The 21598-nt window shown below is 70.9% G+C and carries 21 protein-coding genes, 1 tRNA gene and 1 pseudogene; 6 read left to right on the forward strand and 17 right to left on the reverse strand.

Translation table 11 applies throughout. The annotated features are described in order from the left end of the window. Nucleotide 1 precedes the first annotated feature (1 nt). The 4 genes from AC38ZX_RS14520 to AC38ZX_RS14535 all read right to left on the reverse strand — a co-directional run bounded on the left by AC38ZX_RS14520 (nt 2) and on the right by AC38ZX_RS14535 (nt 5356). Nucleotides 2-1330 (reverse strand): ABC transporter substrate-binding protein, encoded by a 1329-nt coding sequence (locus AC38ZX_RS14520; RefSeq protein ID WP_491294977.1) that lies wholly within the window; start codon nt 1328-1330, stop codon nt 2-4. A gap of 146 nt (nt 1331-1476) precedes the next feature. Further along, a complete protein-coding gene (locus AC38ZX_RS14525; RefSeq protein ID WP_491294978.1) occupies nt 1477-2442 on the reverse strand; it encodes an aldo/keto reductase in 966 nt (321 codons plus the stop codon). After that, nucleotides 2439-3275, reverse strand: coding sequence for a cyclase family protein (locus AC38ZX_RS14530; RefSeq protein WP_491294979.1), 837 nt, complete (start codon nt 3273-3275; stop codon nt 2439-2441). The genes AC38ZX_RS14525 and AC38ZX_RS14530 overlap by 4 nt, the downstream gene beginning before the upstream one ends. After that, nucleotides 3272-5356, reverse strand: coding sequence for an Ldh family oxidoreductase (locus AC38ZX_RS14535; RefSeq protein ID WP_491294980.1), 2085 nt, complete (start codon nt 5354-5356; stop codon nt 3272-3274). The genes AC38ZX_RS14530 and AC38ZX_RS14535 overlap by 4 nt, the downstream gene beginning before the upstream one ends. Between AC38ZX_RS14535 and AC38ZX_RS14540 the strand changes: the two genes are divergently transcribed. Both AC38ZX_RS14540 and AC38ZX_RS14545 read left to right on the forward strand, forming a co-directional pair. Beyond that, nucleotides 5355-6200, forward strand: coding sequence for an alpha-amylase family protein (locus tag AC38ZX_RS14540; RefSeq protein WP_491294981.1), 846 nt, complete (start codon nt 5355-5357; stop codon nt 6198-6200). The two genes, AC38ZX_RS14535 and AC38ZX_RS14540, sit on opposite strands and share 2 nt — an antisense overlap. Continuing rightward, on the forward strand, nt 6122-7399 hold the full coding sequence (locus AC38ZX_RS14545; RefSeq protein WP_491294982.1) for a hypothetical protein: 1278 nt from the start codon (nt 6122-6124) through the stop codon (nt 7397-7399). The genes AC38ZX_RS14540 and AC38ZX_RS14545 overlap by 79 nt, the downstream gene beginning before the upstream one ends. A gap of 138 nt (nt 7400-7537) precedes the next feature. Here the strand turns inward: AC38ZX_RS14545 and AC38ZX_RS14550 are convergent, their stop codons facing one another. The 3 genes from AC38ZX_RS14550 to AC38ZX_RS14560 are packed head-to-tail and all read right to left on the reverse strand — an operon-like array spanning nt 7538 to nt 10664. Then, nucleotides 7538-8815, reverse strand: a complete 1278-nt coding sequence (locus AC38ZX_RS14550) for an apiosidase-like domain-containing protein (RefSeq protein WP_491294983.1) — start codon at nt 8813-8815, stop codon at nt 7538-7540. Next, nucleotides 8812-9816 carry an NAD-dependent epimerase/dehydratase family protein gene (locus AC38ZX_RS14555; RefSeq protein WP_491294984.1) on the reverse strand — a complete coding sequence of 335 codons (1005 nt, stop codon included), beginning with the start codon at nt 9814-9816 and terminating at the stop codon, nt 8812-8814. Before AC38ZX_RS14555 ends, AC38ZX_RS14550 begins: the two co-directional genes overlap by 4 nt. 5 nt (nt 9817-9821) lie before the next feature. Next, nucleotides 9822-10664 carry a phosphogluconate dehydrogenase C-terminal domain-containing protein gene (locus AC38ZX_RS14560; RefSeq protein WP_491294985.1) on the reverse strand — a complete coding sequence of 281 codons (843 nt, stop codon included), beginning with the start codon at nt 10662-10664 and terminating at the stop codon, nt 9822-9824. Nucleotides 10665-10824: 160 nt separating this feature from the next. Here AC38ZX_RS14560 and AC38ZX_RS14565 point away from each other — a divergent pair, with 160 nt between their 5' ends. Continuing rightward, entirely contained in the window at nt 10825-11229 is a 405-nt protein-coding gene (locus AC38ZX_RS14565; RefSeq protein ID WP_491294986.1) for a hypothetical protein, read from the forward strand. A gap of 16 nt (nt 11230-11245) precedes the next feature. On the opposite strand, the gene AC38ZX_RS14570 is transcribed toward AC38ZX_RS14565, so the two are convergent. After that, entirely contained in the window at nt 11246-11464 is a 219-nt protein-coding gene (locus AC38ZX_RS14570; RefSeq protein WP_491294987.1) for a hypothetical protein, read from the reverse strand. 458 nt (nt 11465-11922) lie between these two features. On the opposite strand from AC38ZX_RS14570, the gene AC38ZX_RS14575 reads away from it, so the two are divergent. Next, the gene (locus tag AC38ZX_RS14575) at nt 11923-12093 is read left to right on the forward strand and encodes a hypothetical protein (protein WP_491294988.1); all 171 of its coding nucleotides are present in this window, start codon (nt 11923-11925) and stop codon (nt 12091-12093) included. Here the strand turns inward: AC38ZX_RS14575 and AC38ZX_RS14580 are convergent. Beyond that, entirely contained in the window at nt 12066-12551 is a 486-nt protein-coding gene (locus tag AC38ZX_RS14580; protein ID WP_491294989.1) for an Hcp family type VI secretion system effector, read from the reverse strand. The two genes, AC38ZX_RS14575 and AC38ZX_RS14580, sit on opposite strands and share 28 nt — an antisense overlap. A 117-nt stretch (nt 12552-12668) precedes the next feature. Between AC38ZX_RS14580 and ligD the strand changes: the two genes are divergently transcribed. Then, the gene (gene ligD / locus AC38ZX_RS14585) at nt 12669-14156 is read left to right on the forward strand and encodes a non-homologous end-joining DNA ligase (protein ID WP_491294990.1); all 1488 of its coding nucleotides are present in this window, start codon (nt 12669-12671) and stop codon (nt 14154-14156) included. Nucleotides 14157-14900: 744 nt separating this feature from the next. Here the strand turns inward: ligD and AC38ZX_RS14590 are convergent. From AC38ZX_RS14590 to AC38ZX_RS14600, 3 genes and pseudogenes are all read right to left on the reverse strand, one after another. Further along, complete coding sequence (locus AC38ZX_RS14590) at nt 14901-15305, reverse strand: SDR family oxidoreductase (protein ID WP_491294991.1); 405 nt, start codon at nt 15303-15305, stop codon at nt 14901-14903. Between the two features lie 85 nt (nt 15306-15390). Continuing rightward, nucleotides 15391-15690 (reverse strand): annotated as a pseudogene (locus AC38ZX_RS14595) (Rossmann-fold NAD(P)-binding domain-containing protein); the annotation flags it as partial. Between the two features lie 157 nt (nt 15691-15847). After that, a complete protein-coding gene (locus tag AC38ZX_RS14600) occupies nt 15848-17335 on the reverse strand; it encodes an MFS transporter (protein ID WP_491294992.1) in 1488 nt (495 codons plus the stop codon). Between the two features lie 254 nt (nt 17336-17589). Here AC38ZX_RS14600 and AC38ZX_RS14605 point away from each other — a divergent pair, with 254 nt between their 5' ends. After that, complete coding sequence (locus AC38ZX_RS14605; RefSeq protein ID WP_491294993.1) at nt 17590-17913, forward strand: MarR family winged helix-turn-helix transcriptional regulator; 324 nt, start codon at nt 17590-17592, stop codon at nt 17911-17913. Between the two features lie 78 nt (nt 17914-17991). Here the strand turns inward: AC38ZX_RS14605 and AC38ZX_RS14610 are convergent, their stop codons facing one another. From AC38ZX_RS14610 to AC38ZX_RS14630, 5 genes are all read right to left on the reverse strand, one after another. Further along, entirely contained in the window at nt 17992-18852 is an 861-nt protein-coding gene (locus AC38ZX_RS14610) for a helix-turn-helix domain-containing protein (protein ID WP_491294994.1), read from the reverse strand. Nucleotides 18853-19023: 171 nt separating this feature from the next. Further along, nucleotides 19024-19099, reverse strand: a tRNA-Ala gene (locus AC38ZX_RS14615). A gap of 72 nt (nt 19100-19171) precedes the next feature. Beyond that, complete coding sequence (locus AC38ZX_RS14620; RefSeq protein WP_426592665.1) at nt 19172-19864, reverse strand: histidine phosphatase family protein; 693 nt, start codon at nt 19862-19864, stop codon at nt 19172-19174. Further along, nucleotides 19861-20250: a ribosome silencing factor gene (gene rsfS, locus AC38ZX_RS14625; RefSeq protein WP_426592666.1), complete on the reverse strand. Its 390-nt coding sequence runs from the start codon at nt 20248-20250 to the stop codon at nt 19861-19863. The genes AC38ZX_RS14620 and rsfS overlap by 4 nt, the downstream gene beginning before the upstream one ends. 23 nt (nt 20251-20273) lie before the next feature. Further along, nucleotides 20274-21347 carry a hypothetical protein gene (locus AC38ZX_RS14630; protein ID WP_491294995.1) on the reverse strand — a complete coding sequence of 358 codons (1074 nt, stop codon included), beginning with the start codon at nt 21345-21347 and terminating at the stop codon, nt 20274-20276. Nucleotides 21348-21598: the final 251 nt, after the last annotated feature.

Genomic DNA, 21598 nt, shown 5'->3' on the forward strand with positions numbered 1-21598 from the left:
GTCAGCCGCCGTTCTGGGACTTCCACGCGTCCGCAGCCGTCTGGATGCCGGCGACGGTCTGTTCGGGCGTCTGTTCCCCGAGCTGGAGCTTGTCGTTGTTCAGGAGGAAGGCCGTGGCGACGTCCGGCGGGAACGCCTGGTCGGACGGGCCGTAGACGCCCTTGGCGTCGTTGCCGAGGCCCCACCACACGGCGTCGTACGAGGAGAGGCCATCGGGCTGCTTGACGTCCGTGACCGCCGGCAGCGCTCCGGAGAGCACGGCGGGGTAGGTCTCGAGCGTCGTCGGGTTGGCGAGGAAGTCGAGCAGCTTGCCGGCGCCCTGCGGGTTCTTGGTGTCCTTGGTGACGTAGAGGGACGTCTGGAACTGGGCGATCCGGTCCGACCCGGTGGGGAAGTTGAAGATCGCATAGTCGTCGGGGTTCTGGTTGTTGGTCCGGAGCAGGTCGCCCGACCAGTTGCCGTCGATGGTGAACGCGGCGGTGTCATCGAAGATCGGCTTCCACATGTCGCCGGCGTTCGGATCGAGCGCCATGTAGTCGGCGGTCAGGTACTTGTTGTCGATCCAGTCACGGAACGTCTGGAACCCCTTTGTCGCGCAGTCGCTCGTCTTCCAGTCCGACTTCAGGTTACGCAGCGAGTCGAACTCGTCGGCGCCGCACGCCATCTCCAGCAGCGAGTCGGAGAGCCGCATGGTGTCCCACGAGTTCTTGCCAGCGAACGACCACGGCGTGATGCCCTCGCCCAGCAGGGTCTTCATGTCCGCGTCCAGCTCGGCCTCGGTGGTCGGCGGGGTGATCCCGGCCTTCTCGAGCGTCGACTTCTTGTAGGCGACGGCCATCTTCTGCACCTGGAACGGCATCGCCATGAGCTTGCCGTCGATCGTCACGCCGGCCAGTGACGTCGCTGCGAACTTGTCCTTCCAGCCGTACTGGCTGAACAGGTCGTCCAGCGGCATGAGGGCCCCGGAGTCGTAGATGTTGCCGATGAGGCCGACGCCGCTCCAGTTGGTGAAGACGTCGGGCATGGTCGACGTGCCCGTCGCGTTGGCGATCTGCTGCTTGAACTGGTCGTTCTGGTAGATGGTGAGGTCGACCGGCACTCCGGACTGCTTGGTGAAGTCCGCGAGAGCGGCCTCCCACTGGGTCTTGAAGTCCTTGTTCTGCGAGTCGATGACCCAGAGCTTCAGCCCGGCGGTCGAGTCGCCCGTCGAGCCCCCGGACGATCCCCCCGACGAGTCGTCCGAGCTGCTGCACCCCGCCGCCAGAAGTACCAGCCCAGTGGCCATTGCGGTGATGGCGATCATCTTCGACCGCCGCGTGGTGATGCCCACGTCGTCCCCTTCCTTCGCTGTGTTCGTCGCACTGCGTGTGTATTCAGGTCTGATGGTCCAATGGCATACCAGCAGTCACTATGTCACCGGAGGGGGGACCTGACAAGCATCCGTGTCCGTCCTGAGACCTTCCCGCTACCTACTCGCTACCCGGGACCGGCGGTGGGGGCGGCGATCGACTCCATGAGCGCCCAGAGGTGCTCGGGCACCGAGGCCGCGAACTCAGCCAGGTCGTCGCCGACCTCCTGGACCGACTGAGCACCGACGACAACGGACGCGACACCCGGGTATCGGAAGGGCAGCTGCATCGCCATCGAGCGAAGGGCGACGCCGTGCTCGGCGCACAGCGCCTCGATCCTTCGTGCGCGTTCGAGCGTCGGACCGTCGACCGTCCGGTAGTGGAACGCGGCGCCCGGACGGGGGTCGGCGAGCAGCCCGGAGTTGAAGACGCCCGCCGCGACCACGGCCACGCCACGCTGCCGGCAGAGCTCGACGACTCCTTGTGCCGAGCGATCCAGGAGCGTCAGCCGGCTCGCCATCATCACCACGTCGAACCCGTCTGTCCGGACCATGCGCTCGACGCAGCCCACGTCGGTGGTGCCGATGCCGATCGCGCCGACGACGCCCTCGTCACGCAGCCGGACGAGCGCGGGGAGCGCGTCGCCGAGGGCGGCCTGCTCGTGCCCCTGGGGATCGTGGAGGTAGGCGATGTCGACACGGTCCAGCCCGAGCCGGGCGAGACTGCCCTCGAGCGAGCGCCGGACTCCGGCCGCCGTGAAGTCGGGCACCGGCTGCAGGGCGGGCACGTCGACGTAGATCGGTCGCCCGTGGTCAAGCAGCGACGGGTCGGGCGGCGCGTGGGGGTCGAGCCGGCGGCCGACCTTCGTCGAGACCCACAGCTCGTCCCGCGGCAGGCCGGCCAGCGCCCGACCGAGCCGCGTCTCGGCGAGGCCCGAGCCGTACAGCGGGGCCGTGTCGACGTAGCGGACGCCGCCGTCCCAGGCTGCGCGCACCACCCGGCCGGCGTCCTCGTCGGAGATCGCTTCGCGGTAGTTGCCGAGCGGCACCGTGCCGAGCCCCCACCGCGGCAGGCCGGCCGTCCGGGCACTCACAGCACCGCCACTGGCCGCACCCACGAGCCCGTCGCGCCGACCAGGCGCAGAGGCAGGCAGATCAGCAGGAACTCGCTCGCCCCTGCCGCGGCGAGCTCGTCGAGGTCGAGGATCTCGAGCAGGAGGACCCCGCCGTCGATGAGGAGGGCCTCGTGCGTGGTCGCCGTCCGGTCCGCCAGCGGCTGCGGCTCGGTCCCCGAGGTGTCGGTGCCGACCACCACGACGCCGAGGTCGCGCAACCAGACGCCCGCCTCCCGGCCGACGCCCGGCGCGGGCTCGAAGTAGGACTCGCGGCCGGCCTTGAAGTCGGAGATCTTGCCGGTCCGCACGAGCACCGCATCGCCGCGCCGCACCTCGACGCCGGCGGCCGACGCGCACGCCTGCAGCTCGCCCGCACTGATCTCGTGGTCGTCCGGCAGCACGTCGACGCCCGCCCGCCCCGCGACGTCGAGCAGCACCCCGCGCGTCACGATGGGCGGGATGTGCTCGGCCCCGTTGCTCCGCCAGCCGAAGTCCGCGTACTCCTGCGCCGTCCGCAGCCCACCGTGCATGAGGCCGCGGGCGTGGATGTGCGCGAGGCCGTCCAGGTGGGTGCCCACGTGGATCGAGGCGCTGACCAGCTCCATCGAGAAGTCGAACGGCGGCGGGTCTGCCTGGTCGCGCACCGCCGCGGGCGTGCGGTACTGGGTAAGCCGGTAGCCGCCGAACGTCTCCTTGGGGCCGAGCGGCATGTCGGCGCTCATCGGGACGCTCAGGTCGACCGTCCGGCCGGTCCGCACGAGTGCGAGCGCCGCCGCCCGGTCGGCATCGTCGAGGTCCCAGACCGTCGTCATCGCCCGGCCGCCAGGACATCGGGATTGGCCACGTGCCCGGGTACCCGGCCCGCAAGCACGTCGTCGACGGACGCCAGCGCGTCGGCCATCATCGCCTCCAGCATCGCCTCGGTGTAGCCGATCGAGTGAGGCGCGAGCACCGTACGCGGCGTCGCGAGCAGCGGGTTGTCGGGCTCGACCGGCTCGGCGGCGAACACGTCGACACCCGCACCGCCGAGTCGACCGGCTGTGAGCGCCACCGCGAGCGCGGCCTCGTCGACGATCCCGCCCCGCGCAACGTCGACGACCAGGGCCGTGCTCCGCGCCAGCGCGAGCTCGGGTGCACCGATCAGGCCGACCGTCTCGGGGGTGCGCGGGCAGCACACAACGATCACGTCACTCTCCTCGAGCAACCGCGACAGCGAGACCGAGTCCGCGCCGACCAGGGCGGCCGCCTCGGGCGTCAACCGCGGCCCGTACGCGAGGTGTCGTGCCGCGAGGCCACGCGTGAGCGCGACCACCTCGCGACCGATCCGGCCGAGCCCGACGATGCCGATCGTGCCGTCGCCGAGCCCAGGGCCGAGCACATCCAGCCGTCGCTCCCACGCACCTTCGCGGACCAACGCGTCCTTCTCGCGCAGCGCGACCGCGAGCGAGACGAGCATCGCGACCGCGCCCAGCGCGATGGGGCGCGCCACCGCGCCCGGCGTCACCGTGACGACGACGCCCGCGCGGGTGCATGCCGCCAGGTCGACCGCGTCGAGACCGACGCCCAGACGGGCGACGACGCGAAGGCCACGTGCAGCCTCGAGCGCGGCCTCGTCGACCATGTTCCCGGCGAAATGCACGAGCGCACCGATGCCGCCGACTTCCGCTCGTGGCACCTGACCGAGGTCGGCCGAGAGGAAGCGGACGTCGCGCCCCGCGGCTGCTGTGCGCCCGAGCCGCAGCCCGCCGTCGTCGGCGCGAAGGTCGCGCGTGAAGACGAGGGTCACGGTTCGGCCGCGAGGTCGTGCGCCCCGACCGACTGCCCGGCCTCGGAGAGTGCCTTGATCGTCGTCCTCGGGCTCGAGCCGGTCCGCGCGCCGCGTACGGGTGTCGCGCTCGGGGTCGCCCGGCACGGTTCCGCCCACCCGACGAAGGGCAGCGACGGTCCGTCCGGCGGCGGCGCGGTACTCGTGCGCCATACCGAACGCCGACGGGTCGATGACGACGACAGCCACGCCCGCGGTCCGGCCGGACGGGTCGGCGCCGTCGCGGACGCCGGCTCCGATCATCGTCGGCTCCAGGTCGTCGATCACCGCCAGGCTGCCGAGCAGCGCCGACGCCAGGCCGAGGCCGAAGCCCTTGTAGCCGCTCGTCATCCCGCCGAGCGGGAGGAGGCCACCGCCCGCGAAGTAGGCGTCGGGGCTGGTCGTGGGCAGGCCGGAGCTGTCGACGATCAGCCCTGGGGCGACGTCGACACCTATGGCGCGGGCGACCTGGATCTTGCCCTCGGCCACCGTTGCCGTGGAGATGTCGACGACGACCGGCCGCTCGTCCGTGGGGACGCCGAGGGTGATCGGGTTGGCGCCGAGGAACCGCAGCCCCGTCCCGGGGACGACGGTCGCGCCGACGCCGTCTCCGGCCATGCCGACGGTGGTGAGCGAGACGAGCCCCTGAGCGGCGAGCAGCTCGGCGTAGTGGCCGAGCCGGCCGATGTGCGAGGACTGACGGACCGCCACGATGGCGATCCCGTGGGTCCGCGCGAGGGCCGCAGCCTGCTCGCACGCCCACGCCGTCGTGTAGGCCCCGAAGCCGCGGCGAGCATCAGCCACCATCGTCGCGCCGAGCGCCCGCACCGACCGCGGGCGAGCCGCCGGATCGACCGTGCCGGCCGCGACCTCGGCCAGGTAGCCCGGCAGTCGCTGGACGCCGTGAGAGTCGTGCCCGGACTGGTTGGCGACGACCAGGTGCTCGGCGACGGTGCCTGCGATGTCGGGCGGAGTACCGGCACGCTCGAGAACGTCGCCGACCCAGTACTGCAGCGCTGCAGCCTGCACCTTCACCATGCCTGACGACATGTTTGAATGATGGCATACCATCTGACAAACTGCCAGCATGACGACTGCGAGCCCCGCCCCGATCGACGCTACCTATCGTCGGTTCCTGCTCGACATGCACGTGCCCGACTGGGACCCGCGCTTCCTGACCGAGTTCGACCCCGAGCGCTTCCTCGACCTCGTGCAGGAGGCCGGCGTCGCGACCGTGACGATCCCGTCCAACGGCCATCACGGGCTCACGTTCTATCCGTCCACCGCGGGACCCGTGCACGGCGCTCCTGGAGCGGCGACGATCCTGCCGCGGCTCCTCGAGGGCGCGGCCCGCCGCGGGATCAACCGCGTCGTCTACCACTGCCTGCTCTTCGTCGACGGCTACTGGGAGGCTCACCCCGAGGCCCGGATCACCCTGGCCGACGGGTCGCGGCGCAAGATCGTCATGCCCACGCCGGCCCACCCGTCGCGGTTCAGCGTCGTGTGCCCGAACGACCGCGGCTACCGAGCGTTCGCCACGGCCCAGCTGACCGAGATCTGTGCGTACGAGTTCGAGGGCATGAACCTCGACATGATGTTCTGGTCTGCCGTCTGCTTCTGCGGCTCGTGCGAGGCGCGTTCGCAGACCGAGCTCGGCGCGGGGGTGCCACGGACCGTCGACTGGACCGACGCGGGCTGGGTCCGGTACGCAGACGCCCGACGGCGCTGGCTGGCCGATTTCGTCGACGAGATGACGTCGGTGGTCCATCGGCTGCGGCCCGGGGCGGATGTCACGCACCAGGGCCAGATGTACACGCAGGACTGGCTCTACGGCGGGAGCGTCGAGCTCAGCCGGTGGACGTCGTGGCTCTCGTCCGACCTCTACCGCAGCAGCCGTGGCTCTCGTTCGACTTCAAGCTGTTCCACGGCCTGAGCGACCGCCACCCGTTCGAGCAGATCTCGACCTGGAACTCCCCGGACATCCACGAGCACGTGCTCACGCGGACCGTCGATGACCTGATGCGGCTGGCCGCGCTGGCCACGATGAATGACGCGGCGCTCGTGGTGATCGACCAGCCCGACCCGGACGGGAGCATCACAGAAGGGATGTATCCCCAGCTCACGCCTGTGTTCGAGCGCCTGGCCGAGCTCGAGCCGCACCTCGGCGGGACCGCCGTCCAGGACGTGCTCGTGTACGTCAGCTACGAGGCGGGGTACGACCTCGACCAGGGCGCGTACTCGGTCGAGTCCACGGCACAGGCCATCGAGCCGGCCGCGTGGCAGAGCGGCCCGAACGCCCACCGACCCGCCTCCCGGCAGGCCGCCGTGGCGCTCATGAGCGCCCATGTGCCGTTCGGCGTGGTCACCCGCAAGCACCTCGACCGGCTGCAGCCTGGGATCGTCCTCGTTCTGCCCAACGTCACGCGCCTCGACGACGACGAGGTCGCCGCGATCGAAGCGTTCGTCGAGCGGGGCGGTGCGGTCTACGCGAGCGGCGCGACGTCCCTGCTCGGCCCGGAGGCGGCGCGCACCGGCACGTTCCGCCTGCGGTCGCTGGGCGTCGAGCACATCGAACGCGTCGACCTCCCGACGACCTACATCGCGCCGACGCCGGCCGGGGCGGACCACTTCCCGCGGGCGAGCGTTCGTCGTCCGCTCACGCTGCTCAGCCCGCAGGAGCACGTGCGCGCGGGCGGGGGCACGACCGTGCTGGCCACGGTGACCCACCCGTGGACCGATCCGCGGGGATCTGCCTACGCCTCGACCATCACCAACCCTCCGGGTCCTGCCCTCGACTGGCCGTCGGTCACGTGGCACGAGTCGGGCGCCGGCGCAGCCGTCTACAGCGCGGGCGTGCTCGAGGCCGGGCGACACCCGGACCACGAGGCCGCCTTCGTGTCGCTGGTGCTCGCCCTCCTGCGACGCCCGCCTCGTTACGAGCTTCCGCGCACCCGACGACGTGGAGATCACCATGTTCGAGGGCGGGGGCGGCGCGACCGCCCACATCGTCGACCTCGGCAGCTCGCGTCCCCCGACGGAGCGGCGCGACCTGCTCCTGACCGTGCGCGGACGCCGGGTCGGCGCCGTCCGGGTGCTCCCGGGTGGCGACGAGGTGCCCTTCGCGTCCGATGACGGCGCCGTCACGCTCACGGTCCCGCCGTTCACCATCGGGACCGTGCTCAGGCTGGACGACGCCGAGGACTGACGACCCGCGCGCGACCAGCCAGGGGTGGGCGCGGCCCGCGAACGCCCGGGGGCCGCGCCGGTCCGTCAGCGACGCAGAAGGAGGACCGCGTCGCCGGGGACGTCGAGCTGCTCGACCACGAGCCCCGAGCCGACCGCCCTTCCGGTCGCCACGAGGGGAGCCCGTCGGGCGAGGTCCCACGCTTCGGCGTGATACTCGGCGCTCAGCTCGAGTGCGAGGTCGCCGGGCGAAGGCAGGTACACCGCGACCAGCGAGCCGTCCGGGGTGCACGCCGCACGGACCCCCGCGGGGGTACCGGGTCCGAGCAGGTGCTGTGCCGGATCGAGGCGGTGCAGCCCGTGCGCGCGCATGAGGCTCGCGAGCAGCGCGACGTCCAGTGCGCCGGGCAGCTCGAGCGCGCGGAACCACTCGAGCGGCTGCTGCGACAGCGCACGGCTGGTGAACTCGCCGGCGGCCGTGTACCACTGCCACACCCCGTGGGCGCCGTAACCGATCCCCGCGTTCGCCCCGGCGAGCACGGACGTCCACGACGCTCGTCGCACGTCCGCGGGTGACCAGCGCCCCTCGCCGTGGAAGTGGCCGTGGTACTCGTACACCGGCTCGACGTTGACGACGGGCCGACGGGGTTCGTAGGCCGCATACCTCGTCGACAGCTCGACGCAGCGCTCGAGCCAGTCGCTCTCGGCGTGCCCGGACTGGAACAGGTACAGGTCCAGCCCGTCGGGGCCTGCCCAGCGCTCCGGGATCACGCCGGTCGGCGTGCTGTGGGTGGTGATCAGGCAGTCCGGTGCCAGCTCGCGCAGCTCGGCGATCGCCGCGTCGTACACCTCGATGCTGCTCGGCAGCGTGAAGTCGTCGTCGCCGGCCACCACCAGGATCGGCTCGTACGGGGCCAGCGCGGCCACCCGACGGACGTGCGCGAGGGCCACGTCGGCGGGCATGCCCGGCAGCCCCACGCGCTGCTGCGCCCAGGTGCCGTCGAGGTAGACGCACCAGAGCACGACGAGCACCGGCATCAGGCCCGCCTCGGCGATGGCCGCCGTGTAGGTCTCCATGGTGGCGAGATAGTCCGCGTCGGGCTGGTCCCACAGGTAGCGCCCCTCGACGTCCCGGGCGAACGGGTGCCGTGCGCCCTCCCACACCGTCCGGTCGTTGAGGATCGGCAGAGTGCTGACCGCGATCCCGGTGAAACCCTGGCTGCGACGCAGGCGAAGGTAGGAGGCGAGCTCCTGCGGTGTGGGGTCGCTGAAAAGGCTCCACGCAGTGTCGACGACGAGAGGCGTCGGCACGCCGTCGCGAAGCACCGCGCGGCCGTCCGCCGAGACCGTCAGCCGGCCGGTCATCGCACGCTCCCGCCCACCTCGGCGACCATCGCCCCGGTCGCGCGTGTCCAGGCGTCGAGCACCGCCTGATACCGCGACGCCTCGACCGGGTCGGGCGCGGGCACGGCGTCGAAGTCGAACGCGGCGGTCCCTTCTGCCCACGTCCTGCGCGAACGGAAGCCGAGGTCACGCTCGGCCGCCGCGCAGTCGAACACGTTGTCGTACTGGAAGTTCATCCAGCACCACTCCGCGAGGTCCGGGGCTGCCGCGTGCAGGAGGTCCGTCGGGACGTGCACGAGCTGCGGCTCGCCGACCCCCATCGCGCGCGCGACCTGCGTCCAGTACGCGTCCCACGTGAGCAGCTGGGAGCTCGCGAGCGTGTAGGCCCGGCCACGGGCGAGCGGGTTGCCGGCGGCCGCGACGAACGCCGCGGCGACGTCGTCCCGGTGGCAGCTGACCCACAGGCTCGAGCCGTCCCCGTGCATCAGGATCGGGAGGCCGGCCCGCAGCCGCGCCACCATCGTCGGATAGCTGCCGAACGGCGCGACGGCGGACCCCGAATAGGTGGCCGCCGGTCTCATGAGCGTCACGGCCGTACCGTCGCCGACCGAATCCTCGAGCAGCCGCTCGCACTGCCGCTTCGCGTACGCATACGGAAAGGTCGGCGACGGCACCCGCGGCGAGTCCTCGGTGATCGGCAGTGTCGCGCCCTTGGTGTAGACGTCGACCGTGCTGCACCAGATCAGGTTCGGGACCCGGCCGCGCATCGCGTCGAGCAGCGGCGGGACGTCCGCCGGGTCGTAGCAGACCATGTCGATGACGGCGTCGAAGTCGTCGGACCCCACCGCACGTACCAGGTCAGAGCCGTTGGACCGGTCGCCGCGCACCTCCCGCACGCGGTCGCCGAAGCCGTGCGGGGTGCTGCCCCGGGTGAAGATCGTGACATCGTCGCCGCGCTCGAGGAGCGCAGCGGTGATGCCGGCGGAGATCAGGCCCGTGCCGCCGAGGATGAGGATGCGCACGGGGCTCAGTCTTCTCCCCCGGTGATCCGGCGCAGGCTTGCCATGAGCGGTTCGCGGTCGAAGATCGTGAACCAGTCGTCCTTGAACAGCTGCGTCCGCGACTCGTCAAGCGCCTGCTGCGCGCCCTCGGAGAGCTTCCAGTCGAGCCTGTCGAAGATGATGGAGATCCCGATCTGCAGGTGCCCCATGAGGAAGTCCCAGGCGGCGTCGGCGGGGACGCCCATGGCCACGACGCGGTGCATGCCGTCCTTGATCACCGCGACGCACCCGTTCACCAGCGTCTCGGTCAGCGCGGGCTCGAGCAGCGCCATCTGGTCCACCGTGATCCGGTGGGAGCGCGAGATCGGTCGGAACATGTGTGTGACCAGCATCTCGACGGCGTCGGCCTTGGACTCGTCGCCCCACGCGTAGGCGAAGACGATCGCCTGCTGCGCGAGCCCGCCGCCCCAGTAGTCCCGGCGTGCGGCGCCGTCCTCCTCCGCGAGCAGGTCGTACAGCGGCGGGTGCGTGGGATGGGTCACGAAGCACGAGATGTCCGCGCGCTTCACGATCCGCTCGGCCGCGACCGCGGCCGGATCCAGGAAAAGGATCACCGTGCCGGGGTCGAGCAATGGCACGATCTCCGCCGCCACGCCCCGGACGATCTTGTCCGGCACGGCGAAGACGACGACCTCGGCGCCGGCCAGCCCCTTTTCCTGGTCGACCGCCGCGGCACCGATCTCGGCCAGGAGCTCGCGGCCCCGCTCGCTGGGCTCGATCAGGCGCAACTCGTAGCGCTCGTCGTCCAGGAGCGAGCGTGTGATGCGACGGCCCATGTTCCCGCCGGCACCAAGGACAGCGACCTGCATGAAGAACTCCCGACTCCCATTTGTGTTCCGTCTGACGGCATCCGGTATACCAGTTGAGAGAGCGTAAGACCAGACGCCGTCCAGAACTGGTGGCCTCGGACGGCGACGGTCGTCGGTTGCCCGAGATGCCGGATGCCGCGGGCAAGCGTTCACTGGGGACATGCGCATCCGCGACATCCCCCCGCGCGTAGCCACCGGGGCGTTCATCCTGCATGAGGGACTGCTGAAGCTGCGTGGCGACGAGGAGCGCGCGAAAGGTGTGCACGGCGCAGCGGCAGCGGCGTACCCGTTCCTGAAGAACATGCCTCCGACGACGTTCCTGCGGCTCCTCGGTGCGAGTGAGGTGGCGCTCGGCGCCGCGTTGCTCGTCCCGTTCCTCCCAAACCGACTCGTCGGGGCCGGCCTCACGGCGTTCTCAGGCAGCCTGCTCACGATGTACCTCAGGACACCGGCGATGCACAAGCCCAGGAGCGTGTGGCCGACAGCCACAGGGACGGCCGTCAGCAAGGACGTCTGGATGCTCGGCATCGGACTAGGGCTCGTGCTCGACCGACCAGGTACCTGACAGAGACTGAAGTGGATCAGTCCTCCGCGGCCGCCCCGCGATAGATGTTGCGCTCCCAGCGGTGCCGCCCGACGATCTCACGCCGCTCCGCGTTCAGTCGACGGCCGTCGCTCGTCGCGGCGTTGCGCTCGACGTTGCGCACGGTGCGCATTCCCGCGATCACCGTGGACACAGCGGGTTGGTCCAGGACGTACGTGTCGACGAAGTTCACGCCGAGCTCGATCGCTCGGTGCATCGCCGCGACGGACTCGTCCTCGACCGCGCCGATCCACGCCGATGCACCGATCCCCCACGCCCCGTACCCGACCTCCGAGACGGTCAGGCCGGTCTTTCCTGCTGTCGGTACTCCACGTGATCTCCTCGTCCAGTGCGTCCCGCGGCGGGCAGGTCAGCCACGGCGGGCGCGGCTAGAGTCCAGCCCGCGTCCTCCCGCGACGCGAGCCGTTCGACCTCGGGCCCTAGGACGCCTCGACGTCCCTCCGCGTCATCGCACGCCACAGGAGTCGAGGTGCTCCGGGAACTCGATGGAGCGGTCGTGCATCCCTGGATCTGCACGCCGTCGCATGGCGCGAAGACGAGGGCGGCCGCCTTGTCGGGATCGACCGCCGGATCGATCGTTCCGTCTGTCTGCTGCCGACGAATGGCCTGCGCGATCTGGCGGCGAGCCCGCTCGTATCGCGCGCGAGTGAACTCGTGTCCCGTGTGGTCGAGCACTGGCGCGGCGCCAGCCCGGACGACTTCATGGAGCACCTCGTGATGTCCGAGGGCGCCGACGACCCAGCGCAGAGCACGGTGTGGCTCGAGCACGTGTCCGCCGACGAGTACGAGGGGGGCCTCTACCCCTTCTGCGCCTTGACGTCGTAGATGAAGTGGACCCCGTCGTCCAGCGTGCCGTCCGGCCTCTGCGGCTTGTACTCGAGGTCGACCTTCGCGAATGTCAGCACGACCACCTCGATCGTGGCGTCCGCATCAGCATCCGCGCTCACGGAGACGCTGGTCACGAGCACGTCAGACGCCTTGATGACGAGGAAGTCCTGCTGGCTCTCGCCCGCCTTGCGGGCCGTGATCGTCGCATCGGCGATGTGCTGGCCCGTGGCGCACGCCTTCATCAGGACCGGCGACGCCTTGTCGACGTGATGCGTGAACGTGAAGTCGTGGAAGCTGGCCTTGCCTGCGCCACCGCCCGCTCCCCCGCCCCCGGCGTGGCCCAGGGTGGCCGACTGGGACACACCCCACGACCACGACAGGACGTCGATCTCGTCCTTGTGCCGGTCGTCGCGCGACTCACCATTGATTGCGCCGATGCGGGCGAATACCGACATGGCCATCACACCGTCCTGCTCGTGGGCTCCAAGAGCGAACGACCCCAACGTCGACCTGTCGGGCCTCGGTGTCAACCTCGCCTCGCTCACATCGCCGCGCGGCGGAAGACTCGTGGCGTGCCACAGGGGTCCGACAAGGACGAGCCGCTTGCCGAGTACCGCGCCAAGCGGGATCCGGCGCGGACGCCCGAGCCCGTCCCGGAGCCCGGCGACGACGCTCCGGTGAGCGGTGGCCACACCTTCGTCGTGCAGGAGCATCACGCCCGCGCGCTGCACTGGGACTTCCGGCTGGAGCGGGACGGCGTGCTGGTGTCGTGGGCGGTGCCCAAGGGGCTGCCGCAGGACCCGAAGAGGAACCACCTGGCGGTCCACACCGAGGACCACCCGCTCGAGTACGCGACGTTCGAGGGCCGGATCGGTGCCGGGCAGTACGGCGGCGGACAGGTCACTCTCTGGGACAGCGGCAGCTACGACCTGGTGAAGTGGACCGATCGCGAGGTGCAGGTCGTGCTGCACGGCCGGCGCGTCCAGGGCCGCTACGTGCTGTTCGCCACCCGACCCGAGGGCCGACCGGCGGACGCCCCCGACGACGGCAAGAGCTGGATGGTGCACCGGATGGATCCCCCGACCCGCTCGGACTGGGAACGGCTGCCCGACCTCGTGCGGCCGATGCTCGCCGTGCCGGGCGAGCTGCCGGCCGATGACGACGGCTGGGCGTACGAGATGAAGTGGGACGGGGTCCGGGCGGTGCCGTATGTCGATGGCGGACGCGTGCGGCTGATGTCGCGCAACGACCTCGACATCACCCGGTCCTACCCGGAGATCGCCGCGATGGGCGAGCAGCTCGGCTCGACCCCCGTCGTCCTCGACGGCGAGCTGATGGCGTTCGACGCCGGCGGTGCGCCGGACTTCGGCAGGCTCCAGCAGCGCATGCACGTCGGGGACGCGGCCGCCCGACGGCTCGCGCAGACGGTCCCCGTGGTCTACCTCGTCTTCGACGTGCTCCATCTCGACGGGCGGTCGACCGTCGACCTGCCGTACGACGAACGACGCCGCCTGCTCGACGATCTCCACCTCGCGGGACCCTCGTGGCAGACGCCCGGCTCGTTCGACGGACCCGGCGCGGACGTCCTGGAGGCGAGCCGGGCGAACCGTCTCGAGGGGATCCTGGCCAAGCGCCGGGCTGCGCCGTACCGACCCGGCAGCCGCTCGCCCGACTGGGCCAAGATCAAGCACGTCCGCACGCAGGAAGTCGTGGTGGTCGGCTGGCGCCCGGGCCAGGGCAGCCGTGCCGACACCATCGGGTCGCTCGTGCTCGCGGTCCCCGAGGACGGAGCGCTCCGGCCCGCCGGTCGGGTGGGGACGGGCTTCACGCACCGGATGCTCGACAAGCTGCTCGCACAGCTGCGACCGCTGGAGACTCCCGCTCCGCCGTTCGACGTGCGGCTGCCCGCGGCCGAGGTGCGCGGTGTCCGCTGGGTGCGTCCGGAACTCGTCGGGGAGGTGGCCTTCACGGAGTGGACCAGCGACGGCCGCCTGCGACACCCGGCCTGGCGCGGGCTGCGACCCGACAAGAGCCCGGGCGAGGTCTCACGAGAGGAGTGAGGCCAGTCGTCTGGTGGCGTGCGGGGCGCAGATCCGTGGACCCTCTGGCGCTCGAGTCGACAAGGGGACTCTCCGACTGCCGGGACCGGCCGGATCCACTTGGACACGAGATTGCGCACGGCGCGTTCGCCGAGCTGCGCAATGCCATGGTTGAGTAAGCGACCATCGAACTGGGGGCCACATGTCTAGCGCCGAAGCAGGCCCGAATCTGCTCGTCCGCGCGGTCGCGGTGCTCCTGGTCCTAGCCGTCGTCGCCCTCGTCCTGTTCGTCGGCGTGCGCATCTCACGCTGGCGCGCAACCCGCTCGCACGGAACGCGCGGCATGAACGCGAAATAGACCCCCTGGGCGACGGTCGATCTGATCGCGTGAGGGTCGAGATGGTCGGGCGCTCGCCTAGCCTGCTTGAGGCCCACGAAGCGGACCAGCTGTCGCCCGCTCGCGGAGGACCGTCGCAGCTCATCACGGCGCCGCGAAGATCGCCGTCATTGCCTCGGGCAATGACGAACCCTTCACGGCAGCGCACAAGCAGTCGCTAGCCCGCTCGGCGGCTACCGTGCACGCCTCCCGCGCGGCAACAGCGAGGGCGTCACTGTCGAGGGACATCCGCCCGCGGCCGCGGCCGAGCCTCGCGCCGTTCGACGGCAGCAATGAAGCGGCGTATGAGCCCGGCGAACGTTGGGATGCCTTCGGGTGACCAGTTGTCAGGCCCGCTCGTCGGCCGCCTCAGGGCTGGGACCGCACGGCTACGGAGTCACCGCTCCGCTGAGGACCGCTGCAACGACGCCACCGTCGACCAGGAGATCCGTGCCCGTGATGAACGTTGCGTCCGGACCAAGCAGGAATGCAGCAGCGTTCGCGATGTCGGTCGGGGTTCCGACCCTCTTGGTGCCGGAGCTGTCGATCATGTTTAGCATCCTCGCGCCACTCTCGGAGCGCAGCTCCTGCCTGCCCATAGGTGTCGAGATCACCCCGGGGCTGATGCTGTTGACGCGGGCTCCCCGTGCGCCCCACGGGATGCTGGCCGCCTGAACCTGCAGCTGGTTGCACCGCTTGGCGATGGAGTACGCCGCGCCTGGGTCCGCGAACGCCGGGTTCCCCCAGAGCGGCAGCCCGAGGAGGTCCGCAGTCGGCGTGCTGCGCAGACTCATCGCAAGGTCCGGGGGCAGGCCCTGCAGCCATGCTCCCAGCCATGCTGGCGACGATGACCCCTGCGCCGTCGGCCGAGATGGCCTGACCGAACGCGTCGAGCACGTTCCCGACGCCGACGAGGTCGACCGCAAGGATTGCCGCGGCCGACGCCTGCGCCGGCGAGAGTCCGGCGGTGTGAGCGAGCGTCGCGATCGGACCGAGATCGGAGGCGTACCCGACCAGATCGTCGACCGATGTGCGGTCCGAGACGTCCACGGCATGCGTGTTGACGTCGTACCCGTCGTCGGCGAGCGTGTCGGCGACTCTCCGCAGGATCTCGACGTTGAAGTCGGCGAGAAGCAGCCGCTTGCCCACCCCTTGTCGGCGCGCGATGGCCTCACCCATCCCGCCGACGCCTACGACAACTGCCAGGTCTCGCGTCACAACGGTCAACTTTCTCTCGAGGCGGGCGTGCTTAGTGATGGGGAATCAAGATCGGCGACAGCGTGCGGAAGCCGCGGATCCGCTTCGAGTGGAAGTCGCCGACGACGTCCGCGACGCGTCAGGCGGGAACGGCCACGGGCTCGTTCTCATGGTGCTCGATGTTCGCTTCGGCAGCTCGGCTGTCCCGGCTCGGGATGAAGCCCGCGATCACCGCTGCCAGTACGGCCACCCCGGCCCCGAGGAGTAGCCCGAGCTGGAACCCGCTCTTGCTGGGAAGGGCGTGGCCGCCGAAGTCGGTGGTCATCTGAGCGAGAACGACTCCGATGACGGCCGCGGAGATCGACGTCCCGATCGAGCGCATCAAGGTGTTGAAGCTGGTGGCCGACCCCGTCTCGGAGACCGGGACCGAGCCCATGATGAGAGCGGGCATCGCGCCATAGGCGAAGCCGACGCCTCCGTTGATGACGATGATGGCGACCATCAGGCCCCAGGCGTGGCCCATCATGGCCAGCGCGGCGAGATAGCCGGCCGCCATGATGCTCGCGCCGAGCACGAGAGTGACCTTCGGACCGCGGGCGTGGGAGATCTTGGCGCCGAAGGGAGCGACGAGCATCATCGCGAGTCCGCCGGGCGCCATCCAGAGGCCCATCTGGAGCATGTCCTGACCGAGGCCGAAGCCGGTCTCGGTCGGCAGCTGCATGAGCTGAGGGACGATCAGCATCGACGCGTACATCGCGAACCCGATGACCAGGGACGCCACGTTGGTGAGCAGGACGACGGGGCGAGCGGTCACCCGCAGGTCGACCAACGGGAACTCGGTGCGGAGCTCGTACCAGCCCCACGCGAGCAGGACCACGACGGCACCGACAAGCATGCCGACGGTGGTCGGGCTGCCCCAGCCCCAGTCGGCGCCCTTGGAGACACCGAGCAGAAGAGCGACGAGACCGACGCCCAGGCCGAGCGCACCGATCGGGTCGAAGCGTCCGGTCGCGGTCACGGGTGTCGCCGGGATGAAGATGTAGATGAGGACCGCGACGGCGACGGCGAGAACGGTGGCGCCCACGAACAGGACGTGCCAGTTCGCGTGCTCAGCCGCGGCGGCGGCGATCGGCAGGCCCAGTGCGCCGCCGATTCCCATCGATGCGCTCATCAGGGCGATCGAGGTTCCCAGCTTCTCGGCGGGCAGCAGGTCGCGCATCGCGCTGATGCCGAGCGGCACCAGCCCCATGGCAGCGCCCTGGAGCGCGCGACCGATGATGAGCGGCAGGACCGAGGGTGCGAGTGCGCATACCAACGAGCCGACGATCAGCAGCACCGCGAGGATCAGCATGATCTTGCGCTTGCCGTAGAGGTCGCCAAGTCGACCACTCACCGGTGTCGCCACAGCAGCCGCAAGCAGGGTCGCAGTAACAACCCAGGTGGTGTTCGACGCGCTGGTGTCGAGCAGCTCGGGGAGCTGGCCGATGAGCGGGACGACCAAGGTCTGCATGAGTGCGGCAACGATGCCCGCGAAGGCCAGCACGGCGACGACCGCGTTGGTGCGAACCGGGCTGCCGGAGCTGGTGGTCGACCTCGCGTCGACGGGGGATGGCGTCATCTGGGTCATAATGTGTACGATACACATCATGTGTAGTCAGCACAAGACATGTATGGTGCAAACTTGTCGGTGCGGAGTGGCCCGATGACGAGCGGATGGGGTTCGGCTGACATGGGGACGAGAACGGATCGGGTCCTAGACCTGGAGCTCGAGACGATGGTGCTGGGCCGGCACCTCATCCCTCTCCGCCGGCCGCGTTCTGGGAAGCTCAACTGGAACGCAGCGGCTACACGCTCCTCGCCCGGATACGGACCCAGGGCCCGATGTCGATCGGCGAGCTCGGCGATGCGTTCGGCCTGGACGTCTCGACCCTCAACCGCCAGACAGCTGCGCTGACGGCGTCCGGGTACCTCGAACGGGTTCCAGATCCCAGCGGGGGCATCGCCCGCAAGTTCCGGCTCACCGCGGCGGGGGTTGATCAGCTGGAGCTCGATCGGAGGGCCATCGTGGAGGGCCTCGGTCGTGTAGTCGAGCACTGGCGCGACGAGGACCTCGACACGTTCGTCTCTCTGCTTCGGTCGTTCAACTCGGACATCGAGCGCCTTGGCGGCCAGCCTTGGCCCCGCGAGACCCCCGAAGGGCCGTAACACGATCAACCGCGTCCGTGCTGGCTCGCTGTTCCCGACGCGGAACCGAACTACGGGAAGCGGATGCGACGGTCCGGGTCAGTCCACGGCGAGGCCGAGCACCTTCGCCGACGACCACCGGTCACCTACCTGGCCGTGGATCGTCACGAAGAGCTCGACCAGGCCGGCGATGAGGAGATAAGCACCCGTCTGCAGGATGAAGATCTCGGTCACGACACCGGCCGTCGACAGCGCGAAGATGCCGAGCAGACCCGAGATCGCCCCGCTGGTGGCGAGCAGATACGTCGCCCCTCGGTCCCGGTTCCGCTCGCGGTCGCGCACTCGGACCGCACGACTGCCGTTCGCCCAGCCGTTTGCCAGGAGCCCGATGGCGAAGAGGAGGTTCGAGGGCACGAGGAGAAAGTCGTGACGTGTCGTAGCGACAAGGATCAGAGCCTGCAGCACGCAGACGGCGACAACCCCCGGAATGGTGATGAGCCGCGTGGGCCGACGAACGCGCAGGAGCGAGCGCACGAACCTCACCACTAAGACGATGGCGGCCGTGAGCAACGCGGCGGAGCCAAGGATCTGTACGGCAGAGGCCGGCGCGACGAGTAACGCGAGTCCAAACAGCGACGTGAGGACGGCACGCACCGAGTCGCGCTCCCGAAGAACGGCCCGGTAGCCCGCTGCCGAAGAGGGCGGATCCGGCTCCGGACGGCAGGTAAGGCGTGACCGCCGCTCACCCGGGCCGCCGTGGCGGGTGCCGGTCGCCGTCGGCGGCCTCGAGGCGTACCAGCCATGCCTGGACCTCCAGTGACGGAAGCGCAGCTGCCGCCCGACGCGGAACCCGCGGGGCCCGCGGCCTTTGGAGCGCAGGTCGTACAGCGCCTGGGTGCTGACCGACAGGTAGGTCGCCAGCTCGGAGATGGTCATCGTCGGTTCGGTGTCCGACGTCACGGTGGTGGTGTCCAGGCCAGCAGGTGTCGCCAGATGCGACGAAGACGCGACGAGTGGCCCCAGACTCGACCGAGACAGGTCGAGTGACGATCATGAATTGGCTAGTAACTGGTCAGTGGCCATGTCTGGCTCCTGTGTTCAGGATCCCGACATGGCCTCTGACCGCAACGATGGTGGAGCTGAGGGGATTCGAACCCCTGACCCCCTGCATGCCATGCAGGTGCGCTACCAGCTGCGCCACAGCCCCGCGGCCCGCCGTGACGGGCCACCACACCCTTGCGGGCGCTGGGAGAGTTTACGACGATCGGTCGCCCAAACGCTAATCGGGGTCGCGGGTCTCGCTGTCGGCGCTGTGCCCCGCGTCCGGTCCGGCGTTCCAGTCCGAGGACGCGTCGGTGGGGCCCAGGTTGTACCCGACCATCCGCCACGACGGTGCGATGTCGCCGCGGGTGGCGATCAGCTCGGTCCAGTGGGCGTTGAGCATGCCCGTGAAGCCGTGCCAGTCCTGCGGCATGCCGAGCAGCGCACCGACGGCCGAGCTGATCGCCGAGCCGTGCGAGACGACCACGAGGGTGTCGTCGCGACCCAGGGCGCCGACGTGCTCGGTGATCCCCTCCAGCGTTCGTGCGGCCACCTCGGCGCGGGTCTCCGCTCCGACGCCCTCGGGCTGGCCGCCGGCCCGCCAGACGGCGAACTCGTCCGGCCAGTCGCGGCGCAGTTCCTCGCCGGTCAGCCCCTCCCAGACGCCGAACCCGCGCTCGCGCAGGCGCGGGTCCGCCAGCAGGTCGAGCCCCGCGGCGCGGGCGAGGAAGCCGGCGGTCTCGTGGGCGCGGGTCAGGTCGGAGGTGACGATGGCGGTCGGGTCGTGACGGGCGAGCAGCAGAGCCGCCGCCGTGCGGGCCTGCCACCGGCCCACGTCGTCCAGCGGGATGTCGACCTGGCCCTGCAGGCGCGCCTGCGAGTTGTACGCGGTGCGGCCGTGCCGCACCAGGAGCAGACGACCCGCCGTCACGCGCCGGCGCCCTCGTCGGTCCCCCGCGCGTCGGCGGGCAGGTCGATGACCGGGCAGTCCTTCCAGAGGCGCTCGAGCGCGTAGTACACCCGGTCCTCGGCGTGCTGTACGTGGACGACGATGTCGCCGAAGTCGACGAGCACCCACCGGCCCGCGCCCTTGCCCTCGCGTCGGATCGGCTTGGCGCCGAGCTTGAACAGCGACTCCTCGACGGCGTCGACGATCGCGCCGACCTGCCGCTCGTTGCTGCCGGAGGCGATGAGGAAGACATCGGTGAGCACCAGCTGCTCGCTCACGTCGAGGGCGATGATCTCCTCGGCCTTGATGTCGGACGCGGCGCGAGCCGCCGCAACGGCAAGCTCGATGGCACGTTCGGTCGCAGCCACAGGTCTCCTTGGATCGTCGGAAATCAGGCGGGGTCGGCCGTGAGGCCGGATGACGTGTGCACGGCCGAGGCCGCGGGAGGGGTCGCGCCGTCGCCCGAGGCGCCGAGGCCACCCGAGCGGCTCAACAGGAGGACGATCAGGAAGCCCAGCACGAACGCGACGAGCACGAGCACCAGGAAGTGCAGCAACGTGTACGGGTGACGCCTCGGGACGTCCTCGTCATCGTCGTCCTCCTCGGCCACCGGGGTCGTCGGGACCCGCGGCGACTCGGCGAAAGGGCCGGCGCCGAAGCCGATCGGCGCACTCTCGGTGCCTGGACGCGGAGCCGGGAGCGTGCCCTCGGCGGCGGCCGGGGTCGGAGTCGGCGACCAGGCGGCCGGTCCCACCCCCGGGGCGGAGGTGCTCGGCGTCGGGGACCAGGCCTGAGCGGGCGCGGGCGCGTCGGCGGGTTGGCTGGTCGCCGGTGCGGTGGCGCGCGCCTGGGCCGGGTTGGGCTGCCAGGCTGGTGGTGCCGCCGGAGCGTCCGTCGCGGCTGCTGCGGCCCACGCCGCGGGCGCGGCCGGTCCCGGCGTGGTCGCGATCCAGCTCGGGCCGTCGCGACGGGCGGCCGCCGGACCGCCGTCGGTCGGCGCCGTGGCGGAGCCGGCGGCGCTCGGCGGCGAGGGGCGACCGGACTGCTGCGGGGGCACGGAGCCTGGTGCGAAGGAGGAGGCCGGGCGGGACGTCGCGACCGGTTGACCGGCCGGGGCACCCGGCAGGACGGACGTCCGGGCGGGCTGTGGCGGCTGGCCGACCGTCGGCTGAGGCGGCACGGCGGTCGACCTGGCGGCGACCGGCGGCTGGACCGGGGTGCGCTGCGGAGCCTGGTCGGGCTGCGTCGGGCGGCCTGGCAGCGCGGGCCCGGACGGACCCGCTGCGGCCGCGGAAGCCGCACCTGCCGGTCCGACGACCGGCGCGGCGCCGCGCTGACCCCAGGCCGACTGGGCCGGCGACGCGGCGGGTGCCGACGGCGACGGGGCGATCGGCTGCGCCGGGGCGGACGGGCGGGCGGGTGCGGACGCCTGCGCCGAGGCGGTCGGCTGAGTAGGAGCGGGCACACGCGACGGGCTCGGCGGTGAGGAAGGCGCCGGAACCGAGCCGGCCGAGGACGGGGACGCCGAGGACCACGGCGCCGGTCGCGTCGTCGGGACCTGCTGCGGGGCCGGCCGGGCACTGGTCGGATCGAGCGCGGTATCCCGGATGGAGCGGCGGGACCGGGCGACCGCGTCCGTGGGCGGTCCGGCCGCCGTCGGGACGTCGGGGGCGGACTGCTCGCGCATCGCGCGCCGTGAGACCGGTGCCGTCGTGG

The organism is Cellulomonas sp. McL0606, from assembly GCF_058248365.1.

Coding starts and splice junctions, on each gene's coding strand:
- AC38ZX_RS14570 (WP_491294987.1), bottom strand. CDS start 11,464: ATGCACCGAGCGATCGAGCTCGGCGTGAACTTCGTCGACACGTACGTC.
- AC38ZX_RS14565 (WP_491294986.1), top strand. CDS start 10,825: ATGCGCATCCGCGACATCCCCCCGCGCGTAGCCACCGGGGCGTTCATC.
- AC38ZX_RS14580 (WP_491294989.1), bottom strand. CDS start 12,551: ATGTCGGTATTCGCCCGCATCGGCGCAATCAATGGTGAGTCGCGCGAC.
- AC38ZX_RS14600 (WP_491294992.1), bottom strand. CDS start 17,335: ATGACCCAGATGACGCCATCCCCCGTCGACGCGAGGTCGACCACCAGC.
- AC38ZX_RS14550 (WP_491294983.1), bottom strand. CDS start 8,815: ATGACCGGCCGGCTGACGGTCTCGGCGGACGGCCGCGCGGTGCTTCGC.
- AC38ZX_RS14535 (WP_491294980.1), bottom strand. CDS start 5,356: ATGCTGGCAGTTTGTCAGATGGTATGCCATCATTCAAACATGTCGTCA.
- AC38ZX_RS14560 (WP_491294985.1), bottom strand. CDS start 10,664: ATGCAGGTCGCTGTCCTTGGTGCCGGCGGGAACATGGGCCGTCGCATC.
- AC38ZX_RS14530 (WP_491294979.1), bottom strand. CDS start 3,275: ATGACGACGGTCTGGGACCTCGACGATGCCGACCGGGCGGCGGCGCTC.
- AC38ZX_RS14540 (WP_491294981.1), top strand. CDS start 5,355: ATGACGACTGCGAGCCCCGCCCCGATCGACGCTACCTATCGTCGGTTC.
- AC38ZX_RS14605 (WP_491294993.1), top strand. CDS start 17,590: ATGTCGATCGGCGAGCTCGGCGATGCGTTCGGCCTGGACGTCTCGACC.
- AC38ZX_RS14590 (WP_491294991.1), bottom strand. CDS start 15,305: ATGAGTCTGCGCAGCACGCCGACTGCGGACCTCCTCGGGCTGCCGCTC.